This window comes from Corynebacterium pseudokroppenstedtii, from assembly GCF_019754945.1.
GTDB classification, from domain to species: Bacteria; Actinomycetota; Actinomycetes; order Mycobacteriales; family Mycobacteriaceae; genus Corynebacterium; species Corynebacterium pseudokroppenstedtii.
On sequence record NZ_JAEUWU010000004.1, the window covers coordinates 371,027 to 397,910 of the forward strand.

The 26,884-nt window shown below is 57.2% G+C and carries 20 protein-coding genes and 1 rRNA gene; 10 read left to right on the top strand and 11 right to left on the bottom strand.

The genetic code is table 11. The annotated features are described in order from the left end of the window. Nucleotides 1-111: 111 nt before the first annotated feature. Nucleotides 112-3,021: a multicopper oxidase domain-containing protein gene (locus tag JMN36_RS08810; protein ID WP_221924249.1), complete on the top strand. Its 2,910-nt coding sequence runs from the start codon at nucleotides 112-114 to the stop codon at nucleotides 3,019-3,021. On the opposite strand, the gene JMN36_RS08815 is transcribed toward JMN36_RS08810, so the two are convergent. Then, nucleotides 3,014-4,945, bottom strand: coding sequence for a ribonuclease H-like domain-containing protein (locus JMN36_RS08815; RefSeq protein ID WP_221924250.1), 1,932 nt, complete (start codon nucleotides 4,943-4,945; stop codon nucleotides 3,014-3,016). The genes JMN36_RS08810 and JMN36_RS08815 overlap by 8 nt on opposite strands. 206 nt (nucleotides 4,946-5,151) lie before the next feature. Here JMN36_RS08815 and JMN36_RS08820 point away from each other — a divergent pair, with 206 nt between their 5' ends. The 3 genes from JMN36_RS08820 (at nucleotide 5,152) to JMN36_RS08830 (ending at nucleotide 7,466) form a co-directional block, all read left to right on the top strand. Further along, entirely contained in the window at nucleotides 5,152-5,778 is a 627-nt protein-coding gene (locus JMN36_RS08820) for a DUF6474 family protein (protein WP_046201861.1), read from the top strand. A 517-nt stretch (nucleotides 5,779-6,295) separates the two neighbouring features. Then, nucleotides 6,296-6,664 carry a histone-like nucleoid-structuring protein Lsr2 gene (locus JMN36_RS08825; protein ID WP_012730789.1) on the top strand — a complete coding sequence of 123 codons (369 nt, stop codon included), beginning with the start codon at nucleotides 6,296-6,298 and terminating at the stop codon, nucleotides 6,662-6,664. Nucleotides 6,665-6,809: 145 nt separating this feature from the next. Further along, on the top strand, nucleotides 6,810-7,466 hold the full coding sequence (locus JMN36_RS08830; RefSeq protein WP_204087822.1) for a DUF2020 domain-containing protein: 657 nt from the start codon (nucleotides 6,810-6,812) through the stop codon (nucleotides 7,464-7,466). Between the two features lie 37 nt (nucleotides 7,467-7,503). Here JMN36_RS08830 and yidC read toward each other — a convergent pair whose 3' ends face one another. Next, complete coding sequence (gene yidC, locus JMN36_RS08835) at nucleotides 7,504-8,847, bottom strand: membrane protein insertase YidC (RefSeq protein ID WP_221924251.1); 1,344 nt, start codon at nucleotides 8,845-8,847, stop codon at nucleotides 7,504-7,506. Between the two features lie 217 nt (nucleotides 8,848-9,064). Here yidC and JMN36_RS08840 point away from each other — a divergent pair, with 217 nt between their 5' ends. Then, on the top strand, nucleotides 9,065-10,039 hold the full coding sequence (locus JMN36_RS08840) for a class E sortase (protein ID WP_204087820.1): 975 nt from the start codon (nucleotides 9,065-9,067) through the stop codon (nucleotides 10,037-10,039). Nucleotides 10,040-10,051: 12 nt separating this feature from the next. Further along, a complete protein-coding gene (locus JMN36_RS08845; protein WP_204087819.1) occupies nucleotides 10,052-10,204 on the top strand; it encodes a hypothetical protein in 153 nt (50 codons plus the stop codon). A 39-nt stretch (nucleotides 10,205-10,243) separates the two neighbouring features. On the opposite strand, the gene JMN36_RS08850 is transcribed toward JMN36_RS08845, so the two are convergent. The 3 genes from JMN36_RS08850 to JMN36_RS08860 form a co-directional block, all read right to left on the bottom strand. Continuing rightward, a complete protein-coding gene (locus tag JMN36_RS08850) occupies nucleotides 10,244-10,864 on the bottom strand; it encodes a TetR/AcrR family transcriptional regulator (RefSeq protein WP_204087818.1) in 621 nt (206 codons plus the stop codon). 237 nt (nucleotides 10,865-11,101) lie between these two features. Beyond that, nucleotides 11,102-12,001 carry a universal stress protein gene (locus JMN36_RS08855; RefSeq protein WP_046201857.1) on the bottom strand — a complete coding sequence of 300 codons (900 nt, stop codon included), beginning with the start codon at nucleotides 11,999-12,001 and terminating at the stop codon, nucleotides 11,102-11,104. A gap of 241 nt (nucleotides 12,002-12,242) precedes the next feature. Then, complete coding sequence (locus JMN36_RS08860) at nucleotides 12,243-13,376, bottom strand: LLM class flavin-dependent oxidoreductase (protein ID WP_221924252.1); 1,134 nt, start codon at nucleotides 13,374-13,376, stop codon at nucleotides 12,243-12,245. A gap of 185 nt (nucleotides 13,377-13,561) precedes the next feature. On the opposite strand from JMN36_RS08860, the gene JMN36_RS08865 reads away from it, so the two are divergent. From JMN36_RS08865 to JMN36_RS08880, 4 genes are all read left to right on the top strand, one after another. Beyond that, nucleotides 13,562-14,644: a pseudouridine synthase gene (locus JMN36_RS08865; RefSeq protein WP_236881782.1), complete on the top strand. Its 1,083-nt coding sequence runs from the start codon at nucleotides 13,562-13,564 to the stop codon at nucleotides 14,642-14,644. A 64-nt stretch (nucleotides 14,645-14,708) separates the two neighbouring features. Next, a complete protein-coding gene (locus JMN36_RS08870) occupies nucleotides 14,709-16,979 on the top strand; it encodes an arabinofuranosyltransferase AftB family protein (RefSeq protein ID WP_204087816.1) in 2,271 nt (756 codons plus the stop codon). Between the two features lie 8 nt (nucleotides 16,980-16,987). After that, nucleotides 16,988-17,755, top strand: a complete 768-nt coding sequence (locus tag JMN36_RS08875) for an ABC transporter ATP-binding protein (protein WP_204087815.1) — start codon at nucleotides 16,988-16,990, stop codon at nucleotides 17,753-17,755. Further along, a complete protein-coding gene (locus JMN36_RS08880; RefSeq protein WP_221924253.1) occupies nucleotides 17,752-20,370 on the top strand; it encodes an ABC transporter permease in 2,619 nt (872 codons plus the stop codon). Before JMN36_RS08875 ends, JMN36_RS08880 begins: the two co-directional genes overlap by 4 nt. A 39-nt stretch (nucleotides 20,371-20,409) precedes the next feature. Here JMN36_RS08880 and JMN36_RS08885 read toward each other — a convergent pair whose 3' ends face one another. From JMN36_RS08885 to rrf, 6 genes are all read right to left on the bottom strand, one after another. Then, nucleotides 20,410-22,203, bottom strand: coding sequence for a dipeptide ABC transporter ATP-binding protein (locus JMN36_RS08885; protein ID WP_412728558.1), 1,794 nt, complete (start codon nucleotides 22,201-22,203; stop codon nucleotides 20,410-20,412). Beyond that, nucleotides 22,200-23,294, bottom strand: coding sequence for an ABC transporter permease (locus JMN36_RS08890; RefSeq protein ID WP_204087813.1), 1,095 nt, complete (start codon nucleotides 23,292-23,294; stop codon nucleotides 22,200-22,202). The genes JMN36_RS08885 and JMN36_RS08890 overlap by 4 nt, the downstream gene beginning before the upstream one ends. Beyond that, nucleotides 23,287-24,213 carry an ABC transporter permease gene (locus JMN36_RS08895; protein ID WP_046201854.1) on the bottom strand — a complete coding sequence of 309 codons (927 nt, stop codon included), beginning with the start codon at nucleotides 24,211-24,213 and terminating at the stop codon, nucleotides 23,287-23,289. The genes JMN36_RS08890 and JMN36_RS08895 overlap by 8 nt, the downstream gene beginning before the upstream one ends. Nucleotides 24,214-24,261: 48 nt before the next feature. Beyond that, complete coding sequence (locus JMN36_RS08900; protein WP_221924254.1) at nucleotides 24,262-25,893, bottom strand: peptide ABC transporter substrate-binding protein; 1,632 nt, start codon at nucleotides 25,891-25,893, stop codon at nucleotides 24,262-24,264. Between the two features lie 290 nt (nucleotides 25,894-26,183). Beyond that, complete coding sequence (locus JMN36_RS08905) at nucleotides 26,184-26,612, bottom strand: DUF2871 domain-containing protein (protein WP_204087811.1); 429 nt, start codon at nucleotides 26,610-26,612, stop codon at nucleotides 26,184-26,186. 200 nt (nucleotides 26,613-26,812) lie between these two features. Then, nucleotides 26,813-26,884: ribosomal RNA gene (rrf, locus tag JMN36_RS11105) — 5S ribosomal RNA — on the bottom strand; the annotation flags it as partial.

Consider the following 26,884-nt stretch of genomic DNA (forward strand, 5'->3'; position numbering starts at 1 on the left):
ACAGGGTAGACCGAAGCGGTGGTGTTCGAAAGGCTCGGAGCATGATTATATGCACATTTTCGATGCCCATTTTCCCGTTTGTCCTCAGTGTGGAATAGCGTAGAAATCACTATGAGTTCCCGCGATGAATCTCTCCCCGTCTCCCCTGATGGTTCGGCTCGTTCTTCTCACTCCGCCGACGACAATTCCGCTGGGCAGACCAGCCCCGGCCGGTCCCACGGGCCTGCTTCCGGCGGGCCGAGCGAGTCATCGTCCTCGAAGACATCAGCGAAGTCCTGGCACCGGCGCGCCTCCCGACCCGTGAGCTTGTGGCTCGCCGCCATCATTGTCCTCGCCTTGGCACACCCGTTTGTGCCAAATAACCGCTGGATGATGGTGCATTTCTTCACCCTCGGCGCGCTGATGAACTCGATTATGGTGTGGTCACAGCACTTCACCGAAAAGTTCCTCCACCAAAGACTTCCTGACTCCTCCCGCCCGAGGCAGGTGGCCCTCATTTATGCCCTCAACGTGGGCGTTATCCTCTGCGTCATTGGGCAGGCATTTAACGACGCTGCACGCGGCGCGCACGGGTGGGCGTGGATTGTTGTCACCGTGGGAGCCGTCATTGTTGGTGTAGCCGTGGCGATCCACGCGATATCGCTCATTTCGCAATGGGTGAAGGCACGTCGCGGTGCCGCGAAATCCGGCTCTGAACTGGGTGATTACGCGGCGATCGTCATGTTCTACATCGCTGCGTCGTTAATCCTGCCCATTGGCGCGGGCTTGGGCGCGACCCTGGCTCATCCTCTTCCGGGGACGTGGCATGACCGGCTGATTGTGATGCACATGGCGGTCAACGTGCTCGGCTTCGTCGGCCTAACCGCCGCGGGCACACTGACCATCCTTTTCCCCGCTATTTGGCGTGCGCGCGTGTCGGGGTTCCGCCCAGTTCCGACGCTCGCCGCGATGTTGGGCGGCATCCTGGTGCTGAGCATTGGCACAATTTCCGGACGCTTCGAGCTCGTCGGTATCGGCATGGTGGTCTACGGAGCAGGGTGGATCCTGTGCGCACACCCGTGGGCGGGCATCGTTCGGAACTCCCGGCGCGTCTCCCACGAACCACCTGCAGTTTTCGCGCGCTCGTCGGTGGCCTTCGCCGTTCTGTGGGTCATCGGCACGATGCTCGTCGCGGGGATCAGCCAGATCCTGAACCCGGACGAGATTATTTCGACGCCGACGGTTCCTCTGGTGGTTGGTTTCGGCGCGCAATTGCTCATTGGTGTGATGTGCTACCTGCTTCCCTCGACGATGGGCGGTGGCGGTAAGGCCGTATCACAAGGCCTTGCGACGCTGGATTTCATGGGTCCTGCGCGAACGACGATGGTGAACGTCGGCTTGATCCTGTGGGTTCTTCCCGTCGGCGGATGGCTTCACATTGTGGGCTCATTTGCTGCGGGTATTGGCTTAGCGATGTTTGTTCCGCTGGCTGCTGTGTCGGCTAAAAACCAAGTTAAGGCGATTCGCGCGCAGGCTGCGACACGTCGGAAAAAGGCTGATGAGCAGGCAGCGTCGTCTACTTCACCTGCCGACGAGACCGGTACCAACGCTGCCCGCGCGATTCCCCCGAACCCACCGCATTCACGCTCACCGCTCGCCCAGGTTGCGGCCACGATGTCAGCGATCGCGCTCATTGCATGCACCACTCTCGCCATAACCGGGACCGGTAGTGGTTCGTCGGACAATTCCGGGGGCTCCACCGTCGCGGCAACCGGGCATACGACGTCAGTTACCGTGACGGCCAAAGGCATGTCCTTCAGCCCAAATTCCATTGACGTTCCGGCTGGTGACCGCCTCAAAGTGACGTTGAAGAACGATGGCGACCAAGTCCATGACCTCAAGCTGGCCGATGGCAGCGAAACGGGGAAAGTGGACCCCGGAGAGAGCAAAACGTTCACATCGGGCGTGATCACGAAGAAGACTAAGGGTTGGTGCACTATCCCCGGCCACCAAATGCGCGGTATGGAGCTGACCGTGAATATCAAGGGCGGCTCAAACGGTTCCGCCGGGGCAAACTCCACCGACAGCGATTCCAGCGGCGATGCTGCGTCGGATAAGGACGATGTTCACGCCAGCGGACACTCTATGACATCGACGAGTACGGATAGTCCGCTGAAACCCGAGGTCATTCGCGATCCATCAGTGGGCCCTGCACCCGAGGGGACAACACACGATATTGATTTGACGGTCTCACAGGTTAACCGGACAATTCGGGAAGACGGCACGAAGCGCGCGTCGTGGACATTCAACGGTGCGCCCATGGGGCCGGTGCTGCGTGGTCACGTCGGCGATGAGTTCGTCGTCCATCTAAAGAATGATGGTTCTATTAGCCACTCGATTGATTTCCACGCGGGCATGGTGAGCCCTGACCAGCCCATGCGGTCTATTAAGCCTGGTGAGTCGCTGGAGTACCGGTTCCGCGCTGAGCATGCCGGTATCTGGTTGTATCACTGCGGTACGGCCCCGATCAGTATGCATATTGCTGCCGGCATGTTCGGTGCTGTGATTATTGATCCGCCGGACCTGGACCCCGTGGATCATGAGTACATCATGGTTCAGTCGGAGCTGTATGGCCTGGGTAAGGATAAAGACAATCCGGTTGATTCCGCATTGCTCCGCAGCGAACAACCCAGCAAGGTGGTGTTTAACGGCCTCGAGAACCAGTACGTCCAAAAGCCTCTCGAGCTCAAGCATGGTGAGCGCGCACGGTTCTGGTTGCTCAATGCGGGCCCGAATATTTCCGAGTCCTTCCACATTGTGGGCACGCAGTTTGATACCAGTTACAAGGAGGGTTCGTACACTCTTCGACATGGGCGTGACGCCTTCGGTGTCGACGATGGCGGTTCTCAGGCGCTTGATCTTTTGGCCGCTCAGGGCGGTTTTGTGGAGGCCGACTTCCCCGAAGCCGGTACCTACACGATGGTTAACCACCAGTTTGCCGACGCTGAACGCGGCGCGATGGGCAAGATCAAGGTCAGTTAACGGTGAGGTGTGGGGCGGGCATGGTGTGTGCGCCCGGCGCGCCTGCCGTGAGCCAATTCCTGACGACGGCCGTCGCGCGGCAGTCATCCCTGTTATAGCGAAGGAGTAGTGCGCGGGCGTCGTGTTTGCTCGTCACGCCCGTGGGGATGGGAGTTAATGGATCGACCCCTTTTGCCTGCATAAACACTGATAATGATGCTTCCCCGTCCATGTCGGCGTCTTCCCAGTGGAAGCCGGCAAGTGGCGCCACGGTTTTCAAGCCCAATCCTGCTGGCCCCACCAGTTCGCCTTTGACGGCCGCATACACGTCAACCCATTCGGGCGAGCGGATGAACTGGTTGACCTCCGCGACGGTGGGAACGGTAACCGTTGTTGCGGGTGCTGGTTCCGGGCCTTCGTAGGCAGCAGTGCTGAAAGTGAGCCCACCAAACCGCTGGGCAGACCGTTTAAGCCACATGTTCTCCCCTTGAGCCCCATAGCAGTAGGCGGCGAAGCTATCGCCCCGGGCATGAGCGCGGTCTCGTTGATCCATGAGCCACGCCCAAAACATGGCGAAATTTCGTGCTTCGGCATCGGAGTTCAGCTGCTGCCACGTCACGAAGGGTCGGTAGGTGGATCCGTTCCAGGTCCCCCACAAGTAGCATCCGCGCTCGAGGTACGCTTCCATATCCACATCGATTTCGACATCTGCTCTGCGGACAACGTCGGCATCACCACGTGCAAGGTCCGTCCGTACCCTATTCTCGGCCGCGATGCTTCCATGCGCCTTATGCGCCTTATTCCGACATTGCCGCACCTTGTCAGGACGATGAACGGCTGTCCAGCCTTGCGTGTAGGCATACGCCATGATGCTGGCATCGCCACAGCCAGCGTCGGCAAGCTGATGAACAGTGGATATGCCGGCAAGGCGATATTTGTCCGCCCGCGCCCCATGTAAAACAAGGCTGATATCGTCCATCTGCTTCAATTCGGTGTGGCAATCGCGCTCAAAGCGGCAGCTGCGGCACGCCTTAATTTTTCGCGGCTGCGTAGAGATAGGCACTCGAACTGCATCAACAAACCCGTCGGTCATCGTGCCGACGGGCCACACCGCGACATCATGAGCGCCCTGCCCCACAATCCCGATCAGGTCGGACGACGACCCAACGTCGCGAAGGGCATAATGCGCCGCGACCAGCGGATGAATGTCTCCGGAGTGCGTTTTGGCCCGGCCCGACCGCCACAGGGGAGCCGATGTGCCCAACCTCGGTAAGGAGACCGACATAATGCGCCGTGTGGGGTCCGGCACGATGCCTTGGTGGGTGCTCACAGTGACCGGCATGTAGCGAGCCTCATGCGGGAACACCGATGAATCCACCCGAACCAGCAGGTCAGGAGCAGTACCGATAATGACGTCATCCGTGGGGCTCAGGGCCGGATCGGTGGGATCAGCCAACCACCACGGGTTAGCCACGTCCACACCGGGGCGCGCATCCTGCAGCTCTGCCATGGATATTCGCGCCGTGAGCCGCGGGTTGATAATCACTCGTACGCCCTCAGCCAGGGCCTCCAGAGTGGCGCACTCCTGGGCATCCCACATCGCCTCACGATCCTGGAGGGTGAGGTGCGTCCCCGCATGATCGCAGTCCGCTTGGGTCTCGGCATCCGTCGCCCATCTGGCTTCCTTCGCACAATTAGCGATCGTCATTGTGAGTGATTTTTTATTGCCAACGCCGGGTACGGTGGCTCCGTCGTCGCTCAGCTGCCCAAATACCAGAGTACGTTCGAGCTCTGACCTGGCCTGACGCGCTCGAGCTGCTTCCCGCGGTGGACGAGGCTGGCCTTCACGATCGAAGGTGCGGTGTTGGCGAATGCGATACCGACATCCCGATAGCTCTGTAGCCTCTACGGGAGTATCCGCGGGATGGGGTCTCGGTGCAGTCATTAGGTTCATTATTTCAGGCGGGCTCGCGCAAAATATGGTGAGGGCACCACAATTAACGCTCTATGGCAGGATAACCGTTAGAGTAGAAGACGATAGAAGTAGTTAAAATTTACGTGAACTACTGAGCATTCCAACACGGTAGCGCAGAGCAAGTGCCGGTCGGTTACGCGCCAGCGCATTAGCTCTGAACTCAACAAGGATGGATCATGGGATTATTAAAGCGAGCACGTCAAAAACGTCGCGACCGTAAATTAGCTGAAAAGATCGCGAAGCGTCAGGCAAAGTCCCGCGCTAAGGATGAAAAGAAGCTCAACGCGAAAAAAGAGAAATATCTGAACAAGACCGCCAAAAAGGTCATGAAGCAGGATGCGAAGGACCGCAAGGACCAACGCAAGCATGAAAAGGACCTTGCACAGGCCGCTGTGCAGCAAATTCGTGAGCGGAGTTTCTCGCCCGCTAAGGCTGCAAAGTGGGCTGGGGCTCTTCGCGTGGCGGCTCCGGTAGTTATCCCCCTGATCTACAGAGCGGTCAATGGAATTGAAGGCCGAAGCGTAGCGAACAAAGCCAAGAAACTGGGGCTGTCTGCTCAGGACTTGTCTCGGTTCCGCGGTGATGGCGCTCCGCTGAAAGCTCGTGTAGAGAATGTACGAGTTCAGGCGAAGGATGCCCCGTCCGGTTTCGCCAGGGACGTCAATAAGCGGCTGGATCTTTTGCTCAATAACATTGAGAGCGCAGAGAAGATGCCGAAGCAGCAGCGTAACCGGGCGCTATCGAAGGCATCGGCTGAGCTGGATGCCATGCAATCGGAGATCCACCACAAGATCGCGCATTAATACCCATCACATTCCTACCTCCGCAGGGTTCTCCGCCCTGTGGAGCTTTTCTATGTGGGCAGAATGTCGGTAGGTGTGGTGGGGCTACTTTTCGAATACAACCTCTTTTGCCTTCCTTATGTTTTGCTGGCAGTTGGATCGGGATTATGCCCACCAGATCAAAGCCCCCTGTGTAAACACGTAGTAAAAACTGATTCACAGTGGTGAGAAATCGTCTCAGAGATATCTGTTGGCACACCGTTAATAGTGTTCAGAACCGCGTTAGTGCTTTAAAAGAAGGTTTCCAATAAATAGAGAAATTAATGGTGGGAGCGAGTAGACTTTCGCCGAATATATACGCATAATGGTGTAGCATATGGTGTTATCGACATATGGTTACGGCCATTTGATGTCATCCATTTGATGTCATCGTGTCGTACGCTGCCGCGTGACGGCGCTCAATCATGGTGCGTGATCGTAGGGTTCACCGCGGCTAGATTCTCTCACCATAAGAAAAGATTGATATAAGGAGATAACAATGGCACGTCGATACGTTCCACAAATTTTTGATGACCTAGACGGCACCGAACTTACCGAGTCCGACGCAACAGAAATTCACTTCAGCGTCGACGGCACTGCGTACATGCTGGAGGTCTCGGAAGACAACGCCCGTAAATTCCACGAGGCTTTAGAGCCATTCATTTCCTCCGCAACAAAAGAAAGCGGCCGTGGACGTCGTCGTTCCTCATACCGCAACAATGTTTCCTCGGAGGCCACCAAGGCTCGCAACCGCGCAATCCGTAAGTGGGCCAATGAGAATGGCTACCACGTTGCACCCCGTGGCCAGATTAAGAAAGAAATCATCGAGGCTTATGATCGCGCTCACCCGGTGAACAAAGATTCCTAAACCGAAACAATCCGTTTCCGGTTATTAAATCCTGCCCGCGATGGATACCGCACACAGCGGTGTTCATCGCTTTTTCACGACATATCGATTCCGACATTTCGGCTCCGATAACGCCTGCAACAAATACACGAACCACAATCGACCTATGAAACGACACCTAACACGCCACAAGAGCTTCCGTGTGGCCATATCCACCGTCCTTACCGCAATCACCGCAGTATCACTTGCCGCATGTTCTAACGACGGATCAAGCGGATCGGAATCAGATGGCTCTACAGCCAGCTCTAACGCTGCCTCAGCCACCGTGGCCGCCGATGGCCTCCCGATCGATGCTCGCCCCTCCTCTGACGCTTCAGACTCGACGCCTTGCCCATACTTGGACAACCAGGACATGGCGGACCTCAACGGTCAACGCGTCACCGGAGTGTCTGTCGATAAGCGGTTTAATCCCCCGGCATGCCAATGGCTTTCGTATGGAAATACACCTCAAGCGCAAACAATCATTCGGACAGCTAAAAACGAACAAGCAGCTATCGATATGATCAGCGCCGCTATCACTCATCCAGGAACAACGGATGATGCCGCAACAATTACCAAGAATTCAGACAATTCCGTCAGCGGTGGCGATGTTGAACACACCAACCAACCGACGGGGTGGGAAGGATATCGAGCTCAAGCGGAAAATGCGGCAGTGTACGCAATTCACAAGGGCCCAGTGGTGGTTATTGTCCACTCTGACCAAACCCAGACCGTGAAAACACAAAAGATTGCCGAAACAGTGATCGAGAAATTACAGCTCTAATCATTTAGTCGCGGGCTAGTCGCATCTTTGTCGCGGCCTATTCGCGCGGTCCCCAACCCGAATACGACGGGCCACGGCGCTTCTTCGGCTTTTTCGCAGTATGCGCTATTTGTTGCGGCACCATTGCTCCATGCGTCTGAGCCGCAATGATTTTCTTCCGCTTCTCATCCAGCTCTGGGGTCTCTAGTGTGTCTTTCAGAGCGTGCCGGCCAGTCTCAATCGCTTTAATCTGAGGCCTGTTCGCACGGGCTGCTGCCGCTGCCGCGGCTTGCCGAGCCTGCCTATCGGCCTCACGATCAGCGGCTCTCTTCTCTCTCTTCTCTTGCTTCTTATCCAGCTTCGCCTGTTTCTTCTCCTGCTTATAGGCCTTTTTCTCTCGGTGACCTTCCAACCACAGAGCCGGAATCCGCCAAGGTCGTATCAATCCCCTCCCCCGACGGCGCCACTTATTTCGCTTCAGAGTGCGCTTTTTCTCTTTCTTGGCATGCTTCTCCTCATCATGCTCGGCCTTTGTCCGCGCATAATGTTCACGAAATTCCTGAGTATAGGGAAATCTTTTATCAATTGTTCGATAGAGCAAAATGTTTTGGCTCATCGTCCACAAGTTATTCCCAACCCAGTAGAACAAGATGGCCACAGGAACCGGACTCGTCAGACCAAATAACAAGGGGCTGGCACTACCCATGACGGCCATAGGAATGATGATCTTCTGCATCCTCACAGCAATGGGATTGTCATGCTCCAACTGGCGATAACTGCGGTACGTCGAATACGACATGTTAATCGTCGTAAACGTCGAGGCGATAAGAACCAACGGAACAGCCAAGGTATAAATAGTTGACTTATCCGTGCCCATTGCCTGTAAACGCTCCGACGCCATAGCCGCATAGGCCGGCAAAGGAACACCAAAAGCCTTAGCTTGAAGAAATTGCCCCACATCTTGACTGGTTAAGAAACCAATAGGCTCATGCTGCGCAGCCCCGAGACCGCCCTTGGGCCGGGCCATATGAATCAACACGCGATATAAACCTAAAAAGAAGGGCAACTGGATAAAGACCGGTAGACACCCAGCACTGAGCCGATACCCAGCGTCTTTTCGCGCCTTCTGTTCCTTGGCTATGCGTTCCTTCCGGGCCGCAGTCCCCGGCTTATCCTTGTATTCTTCCCGAATCTGGTTAATGACAGGGCGCAGATTCACCTGAATGCGGGTCGACTTATATTGCGCATACGCAAAGGGAAGCAAAATAAGACGGACCGTCATGACTAACAAAAACAAGGAAGCGATCCATGACGAAATCGGATCTGCACCTAGGGCCGTGAGAAGCACATGCCACAGTTTGATCACTCCCGAAACCGGATACGCGAAAAGACTGTAGATCATGCACTACCTCTCAAATTATCTGCGTGAGGGCCACGACAATTCCTGAACCGTTCCCATTAACTAGTCAGGAACACCACCATAAGACAATAGCGTTCCACCAAGAGCGTTCCTACCTTGAGAAGAAGATATACCGCAACGGGCCCGGGCGGCGTGGAACATAGCTGCCTCGCACAACGATTTTCGCAGAAGTGCTTCTATCTGCCGTACACTGCCGTCTATGGCTCGCCATAGTAAGGAAACAGTCACGTCTCCGGTCTCGCCCGACGAACTTGCCGCGCAGCAATCCGACCAGGCCGATACTGGTGATACACATTCCAGCACCAGCGCTACACAGACCAGCGCCGACACTGAACCATCCGCACCCTCCACGGATAACGCCACAGCGTCGTCAGGTGGATCGGTATCAGCCGGCACCGGCCGGCGTCAGACCAGCACGGCGTCGAAAATTTTAGGTGTCAGCGGAGAACTCATCCTTACCATCGGCATCGTCATCATGCTGTTTGTGATCTACGAAGCCTACTGGACGAATATCCAGTCCGACCACGAACAGTCCCAGGCCAAAAGCCAGCTCGACGACAAATGGGCCAACGCCCGCAACACCCTCAATGCCGACGAAGGCGAAGCCATGGGAAAGCTTCGCATTCCCACATTCGGTTCGGACTGGAACTACGCCATTATTCAGGGGACGTCTGCCAGCGACCTCAGCCGCGGGCCCGGGCACTACACCCGAACTCAAAACCCCGGCGACAAGGGAAACTTCGCGCTCGCCGGGCACCGTGTCGGCCGCGGCGCTCCATTTAATGACTTGGGATACCTCAAAACCTGCGACTCAATCGTCGTCGAAACTCGTGAATCCTGGTACGTGTATCGAGTCCTTCCTATCGACGAAAAAGGCGCCCACCGTGAAACCGCCCTGGCACACTGCACATCGCCGACGCTAGCTAAACAGGCAACGACAGGCGATTATGCCTCCGTCCGTGGTCGTTACATCACGACGCCGAGCAACATCAGCACGATCGCCCCCGTTCCTGGTAAAGAGGACTCCACGCCGGAGTCCGCGAGACTGTCCATGATCACGCTGACCACGTGCCATCCGCAATTTTCCAATGCCGAGCGCATGGTGATTCACGCCGTCCTCGACCGCGTTGAAGCGAAAGATGGCAACAAAACACCAGCCGAATTAGAAAGCTAAGGAGAACACCACATGTACGCATGGATTTGGCGGCACCTCCCCGGTCCCACCTGGTTTCGCGTGGTCGAGGCACTCGTGCTCATCGCGGCAGTAGTGCTGATTCTGATGCAGGTTGTGTTCCCTGTGGTCAGTGACTGGATGCCATATAACGACGTGCGCGTATAGGGAGTGCGTGGGGCGCCGCGCACCAATTACATAGAGACCTTAAATGACGTAATTGCCGGGTGGTGCAGATAGCAGCTGCCGCGCGAGTTCCCGGGCAATTTGAAGCGGGACGACGTCGCGGCTCATCTTTGCCCCTGCTAGGCCTCCGTCCAAGAACACCATGATCTGTTCCGCAATAGTCCGGGACGCATAGCCGTACTTCTTGGTCAGAAGCTCCGCCATCGTGTCGCGGCACCACCGACGGTGTTCCAATGCTGCTTGGCGAATTCCCCGTTCCCCATCATTTTCCGGGCGCGGATATTCGCTCGCCGCGTTCTGGAAATGGGACCCCCGATAATTCTTCCCCGGCTCCTCGCTAATACAGATATCGAAAAAAGCCAGAATCTTGTCCTGCGGTTTTTCGCGCTGATCGGCGAGTTCGTGCCAGCTCGTTCGCCATTGTTCGTCTAGCTGCTCTAAACAGGCAATGACTAAATTATCTTTGGATCCAAACAAAGAATATAAGCTGGCCTTAGCGACGTCGGCCTCGCGGAGAATACGGTCAATACCGATAACCCGGATTCCCTCAGTAGTGAATAGACGAGTGGCAGCTTTAAGCAATCGCTGACGAGGACTCGGCCGATCCCGGCGACGACGAGTCGTTGTTTTTGCAGCTGGCACCTCGCCGTCACTCTCCTTGTCTACTGGTGTCTTGAGGGCGTACAGCCCAATGGCCTATGAGTAAGGATCCTGATGGCCTCTATATCCATCAACCGACCAACTTACTACTTAACGTGTTCCCAAAGCCACACGACACCGCGACTGAGGTAGCAGTCCCGCTGTAAGCGCCAGGGCGCCACGCAGCCACACGATGCAGCCACACAATGGGCTCGGCGACGCCAGTGCCTACATGTCGGCCTATACCTTGCTTTCCGGTCGGACGACCATCAGCGGGCACGGAGCTTCTTGCAGCAGCGCGCGCGACGTCGATCCCAACAACATACCGCGGAATCCACCGCGACCATGGGAACCAACGACGAGCAATTGCGCATCCTCGGAAGCGTCGGCAAGTGCCCGAACTGGGCGGTCGCGAGTAATAATCTGCTCGACCTCCACGTCGGGGTACTTATCCTTATAACCGCTGATCCGTTCGGCGAGCAGCCGCTTCTGGTCTTCTTCAATCTCTTCCCATTGCTTCTGGGCCGCATTCAACCCGGCGAGGGAAGCCTGAACCTGCATATCAATCCAGGTGTGAACTGCACGTAGCGGGGCCTTACGGGCGCTGGCCTCGGCAAATGCCATTTCGATGGCCTTCTCAGCAACTCCCGTACCGTCAACTCCGACGACGACGGGGCCGTACTTCGTCGCCGTCGATACGTCGGATTCTTCACGGACGACTACGACGGGGCACTTCGCGTGGCTGACGACGGCGGCTGAGACGGAACCCATGACCATGCCCGAAAAACCGCCCAGGCCACGCGAACCCATGACAATCATGGTGACGTCCTGGGAGATATCGAGCAGCATATCGATGGGGTTGCCTTCTTCCACCTGATAGCTGACCTCGACGGACTCGTCGAAATCCGCAATGATCTTGCGGGCGGTATCAATTTTTTCCATGGCCTCTGCTTCGAGGTCATCGTAGAGTTCCTGCGGAGGAACCATGCCTTCTGCGTATAAGAATTGAGGCATAGAGTACGTGCTGACCAGGCGGATCGGCTCCTTCCGCTTCAGTGCGGTATTCGCAGCCCACCGAGTAGCCGTCTGAGAGGCGGCAGAGCCATCAACGGCAACAACAATAACGTTTTGCTTCACCATGACATCCCACTTTCGAGGTCACTCATGCGAGCGTTATTGCCCGCACAATGCGTTGCGCTACTAAGGCGAAACTAGTTTCTGTGCAGTAATGTTGCTGCCGGCACACCGATTATCACAGCCGACGGGCAACACCATTGCCACCTCTTACGGTACCCCCATAAGTCGCAGTGGTGTACCCCCGAGGTGCACGATACTACCCCCGAAATAGAGTTGCTTTCTGGTGAGGCCCGGAAAGGAGGTCTCAAGACCTCAATGCCTCCCCCAGCATCTCAATCGCCCTCAGCCGATCCTCCACCTCAAAGGCATAAATAGAGGCAATAACACCTTGCGCCTCCGTCGCCTGAACAATGCGGGCAATCTTATCCTTCACCTGATCAGGCGTTCCCACGGCGTTCACCTGCAATGCCGCATCCACCTGCTGCCATGCCATCACATTGCCGTCCCGCACGTCCTTCGGCGGCCTAAACAGCCCACGAGTCCCCGTCACAATCCCATAAAAGCTCTGCTCATGCGTCGTAAACAGATGCCGAGCTTTCTCCTCAGTCTCTGCCACCATCACGTTAACCCCCACAGTCACATGTGGCTTGCTCAACGACGAACCCGACACAGCACTACTCCGAGCAGCATTACTGCCGACACCACCATCGGCGCTATCGGCGTCGGCAGTAGAACCGTCGGCACGATCACCATATGCTCCTGCGACGAAGTTATTGCGATACGTCTCAAGTGCCGTCGACAAGCGGAAAGGAGCAAAGTGGCTGGCAAACACAAACGGGAGACCCGCGTGCGCCGCGATCATCGCACCATTTTCCGACGAACCCAGCATGTAGAACGGCACGTGGCTGCGCAATCCCGGGAAGGCATTGACGCGGTGCGCCATCGGACCCATGTAACGACGCAGCTCGGCTAGATCGTGCTCAAAATCCGGCACATCCGACTTCCCCCGACGCAAGGCCTGCGCCGTCATCGGGTCCGTGCCTGGGGCGCGCCCCAAACCTAATTCAATCCGGCCCGGATAGAGGGCGTCTAAGGTACCGAACTCCTCCGCAACGTGAAGAGGCGCGTGATTAGGCAGCATCACACCCCCGGCGCCGACCGAAATAGAGTGCGTTGCCGCCGCCACTTGACCGATCATGATCGTGGTTGCCGACGACGCCAACGACTTCGAATTGTGGTGCTCGGCGAGCCAAAAACGGTCGTAACCGGTACGTTCCGCCGCCTGAGCTGAACGGATCGTCGCGTGGAGAGCATCCGACATTGTCATGCCCTCGCTCACCGGGACGAGGTCAAGAAGACCAAGTTCGATATTGCTGAGGTCGGTGGTGCTGGTATCCGACGTCACCTGGCCTGATGACGGACTATCTGGGTTAACCATGAACACCCTTCCTACGGTTTTATTGGTGCAGTTCTAACTGTCGAGATTGAGTGTTGTGTTCGCTCTACAACCCATAACAACGGTGACGGCCAATTCCGTCCATGATTCCCACTACTGGCCGTCAGCAGCACTCACCGCGAACCACACTTACAGGTGCCCACCGCGCGCCCTTTATGCTGGTCTGCATGGTTCGTGCTCTTGGAATTCGTGATGGGCTTAACCCCTCACATGCCCGTGTACCGGCAGGTGCAGCGCCTATTACGGCCGATGATTTCCTCGAGCACCTGATTTCCTCCCAGCGACACCGCCACCCCTCCGACACCACCGCTGCCCGCGCGGAACGGTTCACCGCCGGGCTCGTTCGCGATGGTCGGGGACGCGCCCTCAACCCCTCTGACCTGCTTCAACCACATGACGAAATGTGGTTCTACCGCATGCCTGCCTACGAAACACCAGTCCCCGGGCACTGCACACCGGTGTTTTCGTCACCAGGGATCCTCGTCGTCGATAAACCACCATTTTTAGCGACGATGCCCAGGGGGCGGCACATCACGGAAACAGCCACCGTGCGCCTTCGGCGGGCGACCGGCAATGACAACCTCGTTCCTGCTCACAGGCTCGACCGCCCCACCTCTGGCCTCCTGCTGTTCACCACTCATCCACGCTATCGCGGGCCGTACCAAACGCTGTTCGCGCGTCGGCAAGTCCGGAAAACTTACCAGGCGATCGCCCCCTACCACCTTGTTCTCGCAGAGAGCACTGACCGCGCCGAGATAGAGCACGTGGCCATCCACTCCGGCACCATCAACCTCGAGGACGACGGCATTCACGTTCACCAACGCATGGAAAAGACACACGGATTCATCCAGGCTCGGCTGGAACCCGGAGAGCCCAATGCGGAGACCGTCATTTCGTCGATACGCATGTTGACCGACGACGATGAACGCGCACTTCGGGAGCGCTATCACAACTGGTTCGGGGACCCATTGCGTGATACTCGCTACGCCCTCTACACCATGCACCCGCTATCGGGGAAGACCCACCAGCTGCGGATGTGCCTTAATTCCCTGGGAGTGCCCATTATGGGCGACCAGGTCTATCCGCGGATTTTGCCCGAAGCTATCGACGCTCACCAGCATGTTGATGAGGCATGGCACCAGCCCCTATGCCTGCGATCCACGCAATTGAGCTGGACTGATCCCTGCCTTCATCGGCCCATTATCGTGACGGCGCCGGATCTGACTCACACACTGGGTCTGAGCGGATAACTGCGCCATCATTGGCGCCGTCATTGCGGCCAACTATGTCCGGCCCAAGTGTTAGTATCCTGGCATGACCACGAGGGACCCCGAGCAGCATTCATCCGACGCTAAAACCGCCGGGTATGAGGGCAAAAACACGCCTGCTACAGATAGTGCGGCACAGTCCGGGAGCGCTCGAGGCTCCGACATCACCTCATGGGTGAGTGCGTTGGCCGTCGCTGTGATCTTCGCTATCGGCGGGTGGCAGCGACGGTGGATTAGCGACGACGGGCTCATCGTTTTGCGTACCGTCCGCAATCTTCTCGCTGGTAATGGCCCTGTTTTTAATGCGGGCGAGCGCGTCGAGGCCAATACATCCGTTATGTGGCAGTACATTATCTACGTCATTGCCGCGGTCTCATCAGCGCGTCTAGAGACCATAGCCATCTATACAGGCCTGGTTTTCTCGGTCCTCGCGGTCGCGATTGCCGCTCTGGGGTCGGCTGCTCTTCACCGTTCACCGGGGGCCCTGTTTGTTCCCTGTGGGTTGCTGCTCTATATCTGCCTCCCGCCCGCACGTGACTTCACAACCTCGGGGTTGGAGTGGGGGCTCTCCATCTTCTGGATCGCTGTGCTGTGGTTCCTGATGGTGTACTGGAATAACGCCCGGGGCCGGCGGGACCGCACGAGCTCCCTTCCCCGGTCTAGCTATGCCCTCGCGTTCTGGGCCGGATTGAGCTGGCTAGTCCGCCCCGAGCTAGCACTCTACGGAGCCGCCACCATCGTCGTACTCCTCGTTATTCATCGATGCTGGACGCTTCTCGCGTGGGCAGTTCCACTTCCCCTTCTCTACGAGATTTTCCGAGCAGGCTATTACGGCCTCTTGGTCCCCAACACTGCGGTTGCGAAATCTGCCTCCGGCTCGGACTGGAAACAAGGCTGGCGCTATGTCCTCGACTTCGCTAACCCTTATTGGCTGTGGCTCATTATTCCCATTGCGATCATCATCGGTATCGCAGTGTTCCGGGCCGACGGGCGCCGCACTCCACTCCCCGTCATCATCATGGTGTCCTGCGGGGTACTGCACGTGCTCTACGTCATCAGAATCGGTGGCGATTTCATGCACGGACGCATGTGGCTTCTCCCCCTGTTCGCCCTAGTCATGCCCATCGCCGTTGTCCCTATCCGCTTCGCACATGCGTCGTCCACACGAGCACAACTCTCGACGATTGAAGAGCACTCATGGCAAAAGCGCCATGAGCATTCCCGCGCGGCGCAGCAGCCACTGGTGGCGTCGGCAATCATCATCATTGCGGGATGCGCAAGTGTTGGACTATGGGGGATTATCCGCCTATGCGCTGGTCACCCCTTTACCCAGCCAACGACAGTTGCAGATTTTAAGCACCTCGACATCGTCGATGAACGCGAATTCTGGACTACTTTTACTGGGCACTCAGCGCATGACCCCCTCACCAGGGCGGAAGATTTTTTGGCTGCGCCCACCATGATCAACTACACGGGCTCGCTCGAAGGAACTATTCCCCACGTGGACAACTCTTCTCACAGCGGAACCCCAGATCATGGCTTAACTACCGACGGCCCCCACGTCCAGCCCTTTGCTTCTGTCCCCACCAAACCTTATAAAGACATACGGTTCGTCTGGACCCCCGTCCCCAACTTCACCAGCCCTGAAGAAAAAGAGTCCTTGGCAAAGCTTGGCAAGAAGTCATCGACCGTCGATGACGCCACCAGCCACTACGACGACGTGCTCCGCACAGCCAGTGGGCTCGATAACACCCCCGTCACGGTCTCCTACATCAACCTGGGTATGACCAGCATGAATGCACCGCTTGACGTCCGGGTCGTGGACCCCATGGGGTTGGCAAATCCACTCGCTGCCCGACAATCGCGACAATCTAACGCGCGTATCGGGCACGACAAATCACTACCGCTGTATTGGCAACTTGCCGACAGCGCCACGCCGGTGGCCGACACTCCGTTCTGGGATAGCGAAAAGAAGGTCCACGCAGCACGAATCGCGCTCCACGATTCCGGCTTTGTCTCACTATTCGAGGCATACCGCTCGCCGATGTCGCCGTCCCGGTTCGTGAAAAACATCGGATTCGCGCTGACCAAGGGGAATTCACTCGCGTTCTCGTCGAAACCCAGTGACTACACCACAAAAACCACCACGGACGACGCACAACCCAATTCCGTCCCCGTTATCCAATGGGGACACAAGACCAAACTCGACAGCAATAAACGCTTACCCCGTTCCCTACGACCTGGTTATACCGCGCCGAAGACCACTGTTTTCCCCGACGCAGAAACAACCGAAGAAAACCACACCATATATCCCTAGGCTCACTCATGTCCTCTACTCCAGCCGGCACTAACGCCCCGATTGCCCGGGCTGACGCCATTTCCAAGTACTACGGCAAAGGCGACACCCGCGTCACCGCGCTCGACTCCGTCTCCGTCGAATTCCGAACCGGGGAATTCACCGCCATCATGGGCCCCTCCGGATCCGGAAAATCCACCCTCATGCACTGCATGGCCGGGCTTGATTCTGTCAGTGAAGGCTCCACCTTCGTCGGCGACACCGACCTCTCCACCCTCAACGACAAACAGCTCACCCGGCTCCGACGCGACCGCATCGGCTTCGTCTTCCAGTCTTTCAACCTGGTCCCCACGCTCACTGCCTCTGAGAACATCACGCTACCCATGGACATCGGTGGCCATCGCGTCGATAAGGAATGGTTCACGCACATCGTCACCTCATTCGGCCTCACGAAACGCCTTGATCACAGGCCCTCCGAGCTCTCCGGGGGGCAGCAACAACGCGTCGCCTGCGCCCGCGCGCTCATCGGGAGGCCCGACATCATCTTCGGCGACGAACCCACCGGCAACCTCGATTCCAACTCGTCCACCGAGGTCCTGACCACCCTCCGGTCCGTCGTTGATGACTACGATCAAACCGTCGTCATCGTCACCCACGACCCTCGCGCAGCGTCCTACGCGGATCGAGTCATCTTCCTCACCGACGGCCACATTGTCGATGAACTCACCGACCCCACCACAGAAGCCATCCTCACCACCATGGCCACCATCGACAACCCAGATAATCAGGCCTCATGAACGCATCCGCCACGCCCAACAATCAGCTGCGTCACCATCCCATGTGGACGCTCTCCTTTCGGAACCTCCGCGCGCACAAGGTTCGGCTCGCTCTCACCGTCCTCGCCGTCATTCTCGGCACAGCGTTCGTCTCTGGATCGTTCATCTTCACCGCGACGCTAAACAAGGCGTTCACCGAGATCGTCACCACCATGTACGACGGCGTCGACATCGCCGTCAAACCCGGCAATGCCACCGATTTCGCCCACCAACGCGACACCATCAACAACATTCCCGGCGTCCGCGCCACCAACGAAATGACCGACATGAATGTCGCCGTCGCCCATGACGACGGCACCATGATCGACACCGGCGGAGCAACGGCACAAATCCTCCCCAACTATCCCGACGACGAGCAAGCCAACACCGCGTGGTCCATTACCCAAGGACACGCACCGACCAAGTCGGGGGAAGCCACTCTCAACAGCAACGCCGCTAAGAAAAACAACATTTCCCTCGGCGATCACCTCATTGTCGCCACACCCACCATGCGTACCGACGTCACCATCGTCGGGTTCTATACGACGTCGACCAACTTTGGCGGGTGGGCCGGCGTCGCCATGAACCCCGACCAATTCCGCGAACTCGCCGGCACCAGCATCAGCTCCTACAACGTCGCCATCCAACCCGGCGCGGATAAACAGCAGGTCATGGCGGCCATCTCTCGCGCTGTCCCCGGGAGCAAAGTCCAAACTGGCAAGGAAGCGTCCAAAGAGATGACGTCGAGTATTTCCAGCCAGTTGACCTTCATCAACTACTTCCTTCTGGCTTTCGGGGCGATCGGCCTGATTGTCGGCACGTTCATCATTGCGAACACGTTCTCCATGATCGTGGCGCAAAGGATTCGTGAGTTCTCACTCCTGCGTTCGCTGGGTGCGTCGCGGGGGCAGATCACGCGCTCTGTGCTCATCGAGGCCCTGATCGTCGGCATTGTCGGGTCAGTCATCGGCATCGCTGCTGGATTCGGGCTCGTTCACCTCCTTGTGGCGGGGCTCAGTAAGACGGGCCTTGACATGCCCGATTCCTCGATCCCCCTCACGTGGCAGTCGATGGTGTGGCCGCTTGTTATCGGCATCATTGTCACGCTGGTGAGCGCGTGGGCGCCTGCCTGGCGAGCGGGTTCCACGCGGCCCGTCGAATCGATGAACGCTACGACGCAATCCGCGCCCTTGCTTCGCCGGACCCTCATTGGACTCATCATCCTCGGTGGGGGCGCGGCCCTCGCGTGGTGGGGAAGCTACGCCGACGACTTTACGACACGTAACCGCATGATCATCCTCGGCATCGGGGCCGTGGCCATCATCGTTGGCACGCTTGCCGTTTCCGCCGCGCTCTCCCTTCCGCTTGTCAGTGGAATAGGGCGCGTCCTCGGACTGCCCTGGCGCTCCGTCGGCAAGCTCGCGGCCACCAATTCGTCGAGAAACCCCCGACGAACTGCTACTACTGCGTTCGCCCTCACCCTCGGGCTCGCCCTCGTGAGTTCCGTCGGCATGATCGGCGCCTCCATGAAAAGCACAGTGTCGGACCTTGTTGACAATGAACTCACCGCGGATCTCGTCGCAACGCCGCCCGGCGCGACCACGGGAAGTATGTTTTCTCTGCCTGGTGGTGTGAACAAGGAGATCGCATCTGTCGATGGTGTCACCGGAGTTGCCCCCTTCTACACCCTGGCCAACGCCACGCTGCGGGGAGACGACAAGAACCGTGGATATGTGATTTTCACGCCCAACAATCCACACGGTTACATCGATCTCAAGATGAAAGAGGGGACCGAGGACCTTTCCCGCGGCGGAACTGTTATTCACGCCAGTTTTGCTAAGAAGCACGGCCTGCATGTGGGCGACACCGTCGACATAGACGCGCTCACGGCCGCTAGCCCGGGTTCTACTGGTGGACTCATATCCCAAGGGGGAGCGCCCGCCGACGCACACGCCACTTCCACTGTCATCGGGATCATGGACAGCAAGCTCTTCCCCACCGCGCTGGTGTCACAGCAGGATATCGACAAGATCAGCCCTGATAAACACACGTGGCGCAGCCTCATGACCACGGTCCGCACCGACCACTCCGTCGACGACGTCACCATGCAGAAAAGGATCAAAGAGAAGGTCAAACACTACGTCATTGTCCAAGTGCAAACACGCGACGAATTCAAAGGCCAACAAGCACAACTTGTTAACCAACTGTTGTCCATCCTCTATGGTTTGTTGGCCCTATCGGTGGTCATCGCGATTGTTGGGATTATCAATACGCTCGCGCTCAGCATTGTTGAGCGTCGGCAAGAAATCGGGATGCTTCGAGCCGTGGGCATGGTGCGCGGGCAGGTACGCCGCATGATCACCCTCGAAAGTATCCAATTGTCCGTCTATGGTGCGATTATCGGGGTGATTATTGGGCTCTACATTGGGTGGATGTTCATGAACGTCATGAAAGCACAAGGCATTACGCAAATTGTCATCCCATGGGAACAGATCATCGCAATGCTTATTGCATCCGCCGTCGTTGGCATCATCGCTGCGGTCTGGCCTGGCATACGCGCATCGCGGATCAGTCCACTCGACGCCATCGCCGATTAGGGGGCGGGACTGCGGAGCCCGCGCCCGCTACGAGCCCCGCTACGCACCGCCCAGGTCGATGCTCCCGCCAGGGATCGAATCAATCAGGCTACGCGTGTATTCCTCACGCGGATGGTCGAACAGCTCATCCGTTGTTCCGCGCTCCACCAGACGCCCCTGACGCATCACCAGCACGTCGTCGGCAATCTGCTTGACCACCGCAAGGTCATGGGTGATGAACAGATAGCTCAACCCCATCTCTGCCTGCAGCTCATTCAACAGGTTCAGGATCTGCGACTGCACCAGCACGTCCAGGGCAGACACCGCCTCATCGCAGATGACGACGTCGGGGTCCAGGGCCAATGCACGCGCAATTGCAACGCGCTGCCGCTGACCGCCGGATAGTTCCGACGGGAACCTGTGCATCATCGCCGCCGGCATGGCCACACGGTCCAACAACTCGCGAACCTTCTTTTCGCGGCTCGCTCGATTCCCAATGTTGTGAATCTTCAGCGGTTCCGCGATGGTGTTGAACACCGAATACATCGGATCGATCGACCCAAACGGGTTCTGAAAAATAGGCTGCACCCTGCGTCGGAAAGCAAGCTCTTGCTTTCGGTTCAAAGCGGTGACATCGCGCCCATTAAACGTGACCGAACCCCGCGTCGGCTGCAGCAGGCCGAGGATCATCTTCGCCACGGTGGACTTGCCTGAACCAGACTCCCCCACCAGCGCCGTTGTGGTCCCACGCCGGATGTAGAAATTCACATCCGCAGCGGCCGTGAACATGCTCTTTTTCCATGGCGGGCCACCCGGGATCGGAAAGTCCTTCCCCAAGTCACGGACTTCAATAATGTGCTCGACGTCGCCATCCTGCGCCGCGTGCGGCCCAGTGGTGCGCTCGAGGGCCCTTTCCTCGGCCTCGTGGGCCACTTTTTCGCGCTGTTCAATGACATCATGGCGCCGCGCCCGCAGCGATGGAGCCGCCCCCACCAGCTTTTGCGTGTAGGGGTGTCGAGGATCTTGAAGGATCTCCAGCGCAGGACCCGATTCCACAACGCGCCCTTGGCTCATCACGACGATCCGATCCGCGCGCTCGGCCGCCAAACCGAGATCGTGCGTAATCAGCATCACCGCCGTGCCCAGTTCATGGGTCAACGAATCCAGGTGATCCAAGATGTGCCGCTGCACGGTGACATCCAGTGCCGACGTCGGTTCGTCGGCAATAAGCAGCTTCGGACGCGCCGCCAAACCGATCGCTATCAACGCGCGTTGGCGCATGCCGCCCGAGTACTCGTGCGGATACTGGTTCACGCGCTTATCAGCGTCGGGCAGTCCAGCCTCCGAGAGCAGCTCAACAGCCCGCTTGTGGGCGGCGGACCCCGTCGCGACGTTGTTGGCCTTCAGAGCCTCCTTGACTTGAAAACCTACTTTCCACACGGGGTTCAAGTTCGACATGGGATCTTGCGGAACTAAACCGATGTCCGCACCGCGAAGAGCCGTGAACTCCTTAGGCGACGCGTGCGTAATGTCCCGGCCATCAAAGGTGATGGTACCGCCGGTCACATGGCCTCCACCAGGGAGCAAACCGATGATCGAATGTGCCGTCGTGGATTTACCCGAACCAGATTCACCGACGATCGCGACAGTCTCCCCCGGGTAAATGTCGAGGTTGACTCCGAACACCGTCGGTATCGGCCGCTTCTTTCCGCCGAAGGCGATATCGACGTCGCGCATCTGCAACAGCGGGCGGGTATCGTTGCTGGAATTGTGCGTGCCGACGCTGTGCTCAGATTTATTCACGGATTGCGTCTCCGTGGAGTGTCGGTTCGCAAAATGTGGGATCGATGTCATGAGGCCGTACGCTCCTTCGGGTCGAGGGCATCCTTTAACGCATCCCCCAGCATGATGAAGCCCAGCACTGTGATGGCCAGGGCACCCGCGGGGTAGAACAGCGTCGACGGCGCTGCTCGGAGGGTGTTTTGTGCCGTCGAGATGTCATTCCCCCACGACACCGTTTGTGGTGGTAATCCAATGCCCAGGTAGGACAGCGTTGCTTCCGCCACGATGTAGATACCCAGCGACGTCGTTGCCATAACGATGATGGGCGCGAGGCAGTTAGGAATGATGTGGCGCAGCAGAATCTTCCACTGCGAGAGACCAAGCGCACGCGACGCCATGACATAATCGTTGTTTTTCACCGTCATGACCGCACCACGCACAATGCGCGCCATCTGCGGCCAGCCGAATGCGGACAGCACCAGGATGACAGTCAGCGTATTGCGCTCGCTGAACAGTTGCATCAGAACGATGCCCGCAAGGATCAGCGGTATCGCGAAGAAAATATCGGTCAGGCGGGACAGCACCGCGTCCAGCCAGCCACCGACATAGCCGGCCACCGAGCCGATGATCGTCCCCAGAATCGTGATGACGATTGTGACGGACACGCCGGTCACGACCGAGGCGCGCGCTCCGTACAGAGTGCGGGAGTACACGTCGTAACCCTGTCGAGTGAAACCAAAGGGGTGCGAGGCTTCCGGCCCCTCCAGCGATTTACTCAGGTCAGCAGTTTTCGGGTCCGTCGATGTGAACAGTCCCGGGAAGAACGTAACCAGCAGCACCGCCAGAATAATCACCATTGATACCCAGAACAGGGGCCGACGTCGCAACCGCTGCCAGGCTTCTGCCCACGTGCTCAATGGTTTCTTGTCCGCCAGAAGATCGTCACGCGATGGTTCATCCACGCCCACCGTTTCAGCGACCCACCGTTCCGTTCGCGACGACGTAACTAGTCCGGCACCGTGGCCCTCGTGTCTCTCATGGCGTCCCGCCGCCGGGGAATGAGTTTCCGCTGCCAATGAATTCCCTCCGTGAGTCGTCGGCAATTCTGCTGATGTTTCTCCTTCTGATGACCTGTGGGCGGGTGTGTGTGATGGATTAGGCATAGCGGATCCTCGGGTCAAGAAGTGCGTAGAGCAGGTCAATAAGGAGATTCGATACGACGAAGATAATGACTAAGACCGTGACGACGGACACGACGGTCGGCGCTTCGCCTAACATCACTGCGTGGTAGACCAGGCCACCGACGCCGTTGATGTTGAAGATGCCTTCGGTGACGATCGCCCCGCCCATGAGCGCAGCGAGGTCAGCACCAATAAACGTCACGACGGGGATCATGGAGTTTCGCAACACGTGGTGGAGGATGACCTGTGGTTTGCTCATTCCTCGGGCATAGGCAGTACGCACAAAGTCCCGGCCCAGCGCTTCGGCCACTTCTGATCGGGTCAAGCGCAGCACGTAAGCAAAGGACACGAGACCCAGCACAAAGGCGGGCATGAGGAGGTGTTTAAAGTCGCCCTGCGCACCGACGGTGGCTGGTAGGATTCCCCATTTAATGCCAAAGAGGAACTGTGCAACGAAGCCGATGACGAAAATCGGCACCGCGATGATGAACAGCGAGATAACGAGGACGGTGGAGTCGAACAGCCCACCCTTCTTCAATCCGGCGAGGACACCGAAACCAATACCGAATACGGTTTCGATGACGATGGCCATCAGTGCCAGCCGAATCGTGACAGGGAACGCATTTCCCAGAACAGTGCCGACGCTTTGCCCGGAGAACGTTTGTCCCAGGTCACCGGTAAAAATCCCCTTGAGGTACAGGAGATATTGGACGATAAATGGCTGGTCTAAGTGATATTGCGAGCGAATGGAGTGGATAATCTCTGGGCTCAGGGGTTTATCCCCGGCTAGTGCCGCGACGGGGTCGCCGGGGGTGAGGAACACCATGGCGTAAATGAGGAATGTTGCTCCGAGAAAAACGGGCACCATCTGTAATAATCGTTTTCCGATATACCAAAGCATGAGGGGTCCTTATCGTGGGGGAGCCTTATCGATCGGTCGGCCGATAGGTCAGCTCTTCGTGATGTCCGTAAAGATGGGGACGCCTTTCCAGTCGTAATTCACGTTCGATAGCGAGGTAGTCCACGCGGCAGAGGCGGTGTAGTAGAACAGCGGGATTTCGGGGAGCTCCCGCATGAGAATCGCCTGCGCCTTCGCGTAGATCTCCTGCGCTTTCTTCTGGTCGCTTTCCTTCGACGCGTCTTTCAGGAGGCTGTCGAATTCCGCGTTGGTGTATTTACCGTCATTCGACGCTCCATTCGTCGCGAATTGGGGTTGGAGGAAATTCGCTTGCGAAGGGAAGTCTGCCTGCCAGCCACTTCGGAAAGCGGTATGAATCGACCCACTCGATACTTCGTTTCGGAGTGCTTTGAAGTTGGGGTACGCCTTGCCCGTGGCATCTATCCCCAAAACGTTATGAATACTGTTCGATACGGCTTCGACCCATTCTTTATGGCCGCCGTCCGAGTTGTACGCAATCTCCAATTTCCCGCTGTACGGTTTGATGTCGTCAGCCTTTTTCCACAGCTCTTTGGCCTTATCCGGGTTATAGTCCAGCACGTCGCTGCCTTCGACATTGGGCACGTCGCCGAGCGTCGTCGCGGTAAAGTCCTTCGCTGGCACGCGCGTACCGTTCATGATCTTGTCGGAAATTTGCTTCCGGTTAATCGCCATAGAGATCGCTTGCCGACGTAAATGCCCCTCTTCATCGTTGCCAAAGTGGTCGAGCCATTGCGGAATGACGAAGCCCCCATTGGACGCGATCGGCTTCACGAGGTGCGTGGACGGAAAGTCATCTTTGAAGGTCTGCATCGCCGTCGGGGGAACGGTCTGACCGATGATGTCAAGGTTGCTCGCCTGCAGGTCGGTGTACGCCGTATCAAGGTTTTCGTACAGCTTAAAGGTGACGCCGCCGTTCTTCGGCTTATCGTCACCAGCATATTTGTCGTTCTTTACTGTTCGGATCGAACTGTTGTGAGTCCACGCATTCTGGCCATCTAGTTTATAGGGCCCATTGCCGACGGGATGCTCGCCGAAGCTCTTCGGATCATCGAAGAACGACTGCGGGAGCGGGAAAAACGGCGTCGCTCCGAGGCTGATGGGGAATTGGGAGTCCGGATCGGAGAGCGTAATCGTGAATTCTTTATCATTCACTTTTTGCAGCCCGGACAGCTTTTCGACGCTACTGCTGGGGTCTTTGACGTCGTCAAACCCTTTAATATTTGAGAAGAAGTCTTGTTGTTTTTGGGCGTTTTTTCCGGCTGCTCCGTAATTCCAGGCGTCGATGAATGAATCTGCAGTGACGGGTGTTCCGTCGGTGAATGTCCACCCGTCTTTGAGCCGGACGGTGAATTCTGTGCTGTCTGGATTAGCGGTGATGGAATCAGCGACTTGGTTATGCGACTTACCATTTTCGTCGTAGGACACAAGGCCGCGATACAGAAGTTCCAGTACCTGGGAACCATTTGATTCGTTGGTATTTGTGGGGATGAGTCCGTTTTGGGGTTCCGACGCTGCGGTCCGGACGATGTTGGGATCGCCCGCTCCGTCGAGAGTGGCTCCACCCCCATCACCGCAGGCAACGAGGCCGGTTGCGGATAACGCCAGAGTTGCGATAGCTGCAGCCACTGAACGTAGACGCATAATGAGGGCTCCTTTAAACAGCACGGCTAAAGCCGCTTTTAAGTTAGGTGCGGGCCCCTAACGGGCGGGATAGCTTAAACGCGGCGATTTGGGTTTTGATAAATGACTTTAATAAACGACGTTGGCGGAGGATAGTGCGTAATTACGCAACTTAGATTACGTTGGTTTCCCGCGATTACCTATCTCGTTGGGAAGATTTAACGTGCGGGAAACTTTCCATTACACCCGAATGGTCTGCTACAACCGGATAGTTAGCGGATACGGGTAACCATGTTCAGGAAACGACGGACCTAGTGTGATACGTTATTTTTCCTTTGCCATCTCTTGACGTATTTATTCAAAATCACGAAGAAGAGGACAAACCCAACGGTGATAATAATGTGGCCCATACCTGCGAAGATGGCCAACGACTCCGGAAAGTCTTGACCGAGGACCTGACGAATGCCGTGGAAAGCGAGAAACCCGACGGTCCACGCTGCTCCCGCGTTGTATACCCAAAAGAATGTGGTAAACCGCCGATCTTTGTCAATGCGCAGTACCAAGGCGAAGACAAGGAAAAGAAGATTCATCGTCATGCCAAGAATAAGCGAGTGGGTGTGCACCACAGATAATTGAGTAGTGCCTTCGAAATCGTGGGCTCTGGTGAATTCGCGATAAAACACACCAGCGATGAGCCCGATAGCCAACCAAACGGTGGCAGCAATATACAACTTCCTCATAGTCCCCAGGCTAGCAATGGCCTTCTATGAAGATTTCATTCGGATAAGAAGCGGGACGGAAATGCGTTCCCAGATCTATGAGAAGAATCTTGTGTCCATCCCATGTTTGTTTCTGTGCATACGAAAGGTGTGGTGTGGCCCACCGGGGCTCGCACCACACACAAACACAAACACGCCATATTCTATTATTCCAACGTCAAGGTTGGCGGCGACCTACTCTCCCACACCCTCCCAGGTGCAGTACCATCGGCGCAGGCAGGCTTAGCTTCCGG

What these genes read in the sequence shown, in the direction of transcription:
- JMN36_RS08810 (WP_221924249.1), top strand. Translation starts at nt 112, where the DNA reads ATGAGTTCCCGCGATGAATCTCTCCCCGTCTCCCCTGATGGTTCGGCT.
- JMN36_RS08815 (WP_221924250.1), bottom strand. Translation starts at nt 4,945, where the DNA reads ATGACTGCACCGAGACCCCATCCCGCGGATACTCCCGTAGAGGCTACA.
- JMN36_RS08820 (WP_046201861.1), top strand. Translation starts at nt 5,152, where the DNA reads ATGGGATTATTAAAGCGAGCACGTCAAAAACGTCGCGACCGTAAATTA.
- JMN36_RS08825 (WP_012730789.1), top strand. Translation starts at nt 6,296, where the DNA reads ATGGCACGTCGATACGTTCCACAAATTTTTGATGACCTAGACGGCACC.
- JMN36_RS08830 (WP_204087822.1), top strand. Translation starts at nt 6,810, where the DNA reads ATGAAACGACACCTAACACGCCACAAGAGCTTCCGTGTGGCCATATCC.
- yidC (WP_221924251.1), bottom strand. Translation starts at nt 8,847, where the DNA reads ATGATCTACAGTCTTTTCGCGTATCCGGTTTCGGGAGTGATCAAACTG.
- JMN36_RS08840 (WP_204087820.1), top strand. Translation starts at nt 9,065, where the DNA reads ATGGCTCGCCATAGTAAGGAAACAGTCACGTCTCCGGTCTCGCCCGAC.
- JMN36_RS08845 (WP_204087819.1), top strand. Translation starts at nt 10,052, where the DNA reads ATGTACGCATGGATTTGGCGGCACCTCCCCGGTCCCACCTGGTTTCGC.
- JMN36_RS08855 (WP_046201857.1), bottom strand. Translation starts at nt 12,001, where the DNA reads ATGGTGAAGCAAAACGTTATTGTTGTTGCCGTTGATGGCTCTGCCGCC.
- JMN36_RS08860 (WP_221924252.1), bottom strand. Translation starts at nt 13,376, where the DNA reads ATGGTTAACCCAGATAGTCCGTCATCAGGCCAGGTGACGTCGGATACC.
- JMN36_RS08865 (WP_236881782.1), top strand. Translation starts at nt 13,562, where the DNA reads ATGGTTCGTGCTCTTGGAATTCGTGATGGGCTTAACCCCTCACATGCC.
- JMN36_RS08870 (WP_204087816.1), top strand. Translation starts at nt 14,709, where the DNA reads ATGACCACGAGGGACCCCGAGCAGCATTCATCCGACGCTAAAACCGCC.
- JMN36_RS08875 (WP_204087815.1), top strand. Translation starts at nt 16,988, where the DNA reads ATGTCCTCTACTCCAGCCGGCACTAACGCCCCGATTGCCCGGGCTGAC.
- JMN36_RS08880 (WP_221924253.1), top strand. Translation starts at nt 17,752, where the DNA reads ATGAACGCATCCGCCACGCCCAACAATCAGCTGCGTCACCATCCCATG.
- JMN36_RS08885 (WP_412728558.1), bottom strand. Translation starts at nt 22,203, where the DNA reads ATGACATCGATCCCACATTTTGCGAACCGACACTCCACGGAGACGCAA.
- JMN36_RS08890 (WP_204087813.1), bottom strand. Translation starts at nt 23,294, where the DNA reads ATGCCTAATCCATCACACACACCCGCCCACAGGTCATCAGAAGGAGAA.
- JMN36_RS08895 (WP_046201854.1), bottom strand. Translation starts at nt 24,213, where the DNA reads ATGCTTTGGTATATCGGAAAACGATTATTACAGATGGTGCCCGTTTTT.
- JMN36_RS08900 (WP_221924254.1), bottom strand. Translation starts at nt 25,893, where the DNA reads ATGCGTCTACGTTCAGTGGCTGCAGCTATCGCAACTCTGGCGTTATCC.
- JMN36_RS08905 (WP_204087811.1), bottom strand. Translation starts at nt 26,612, where the DNA reads ATGAGGAAGTTGTATATTGCTGCCACCGTTTGGTTGGCTATCGGGCTC.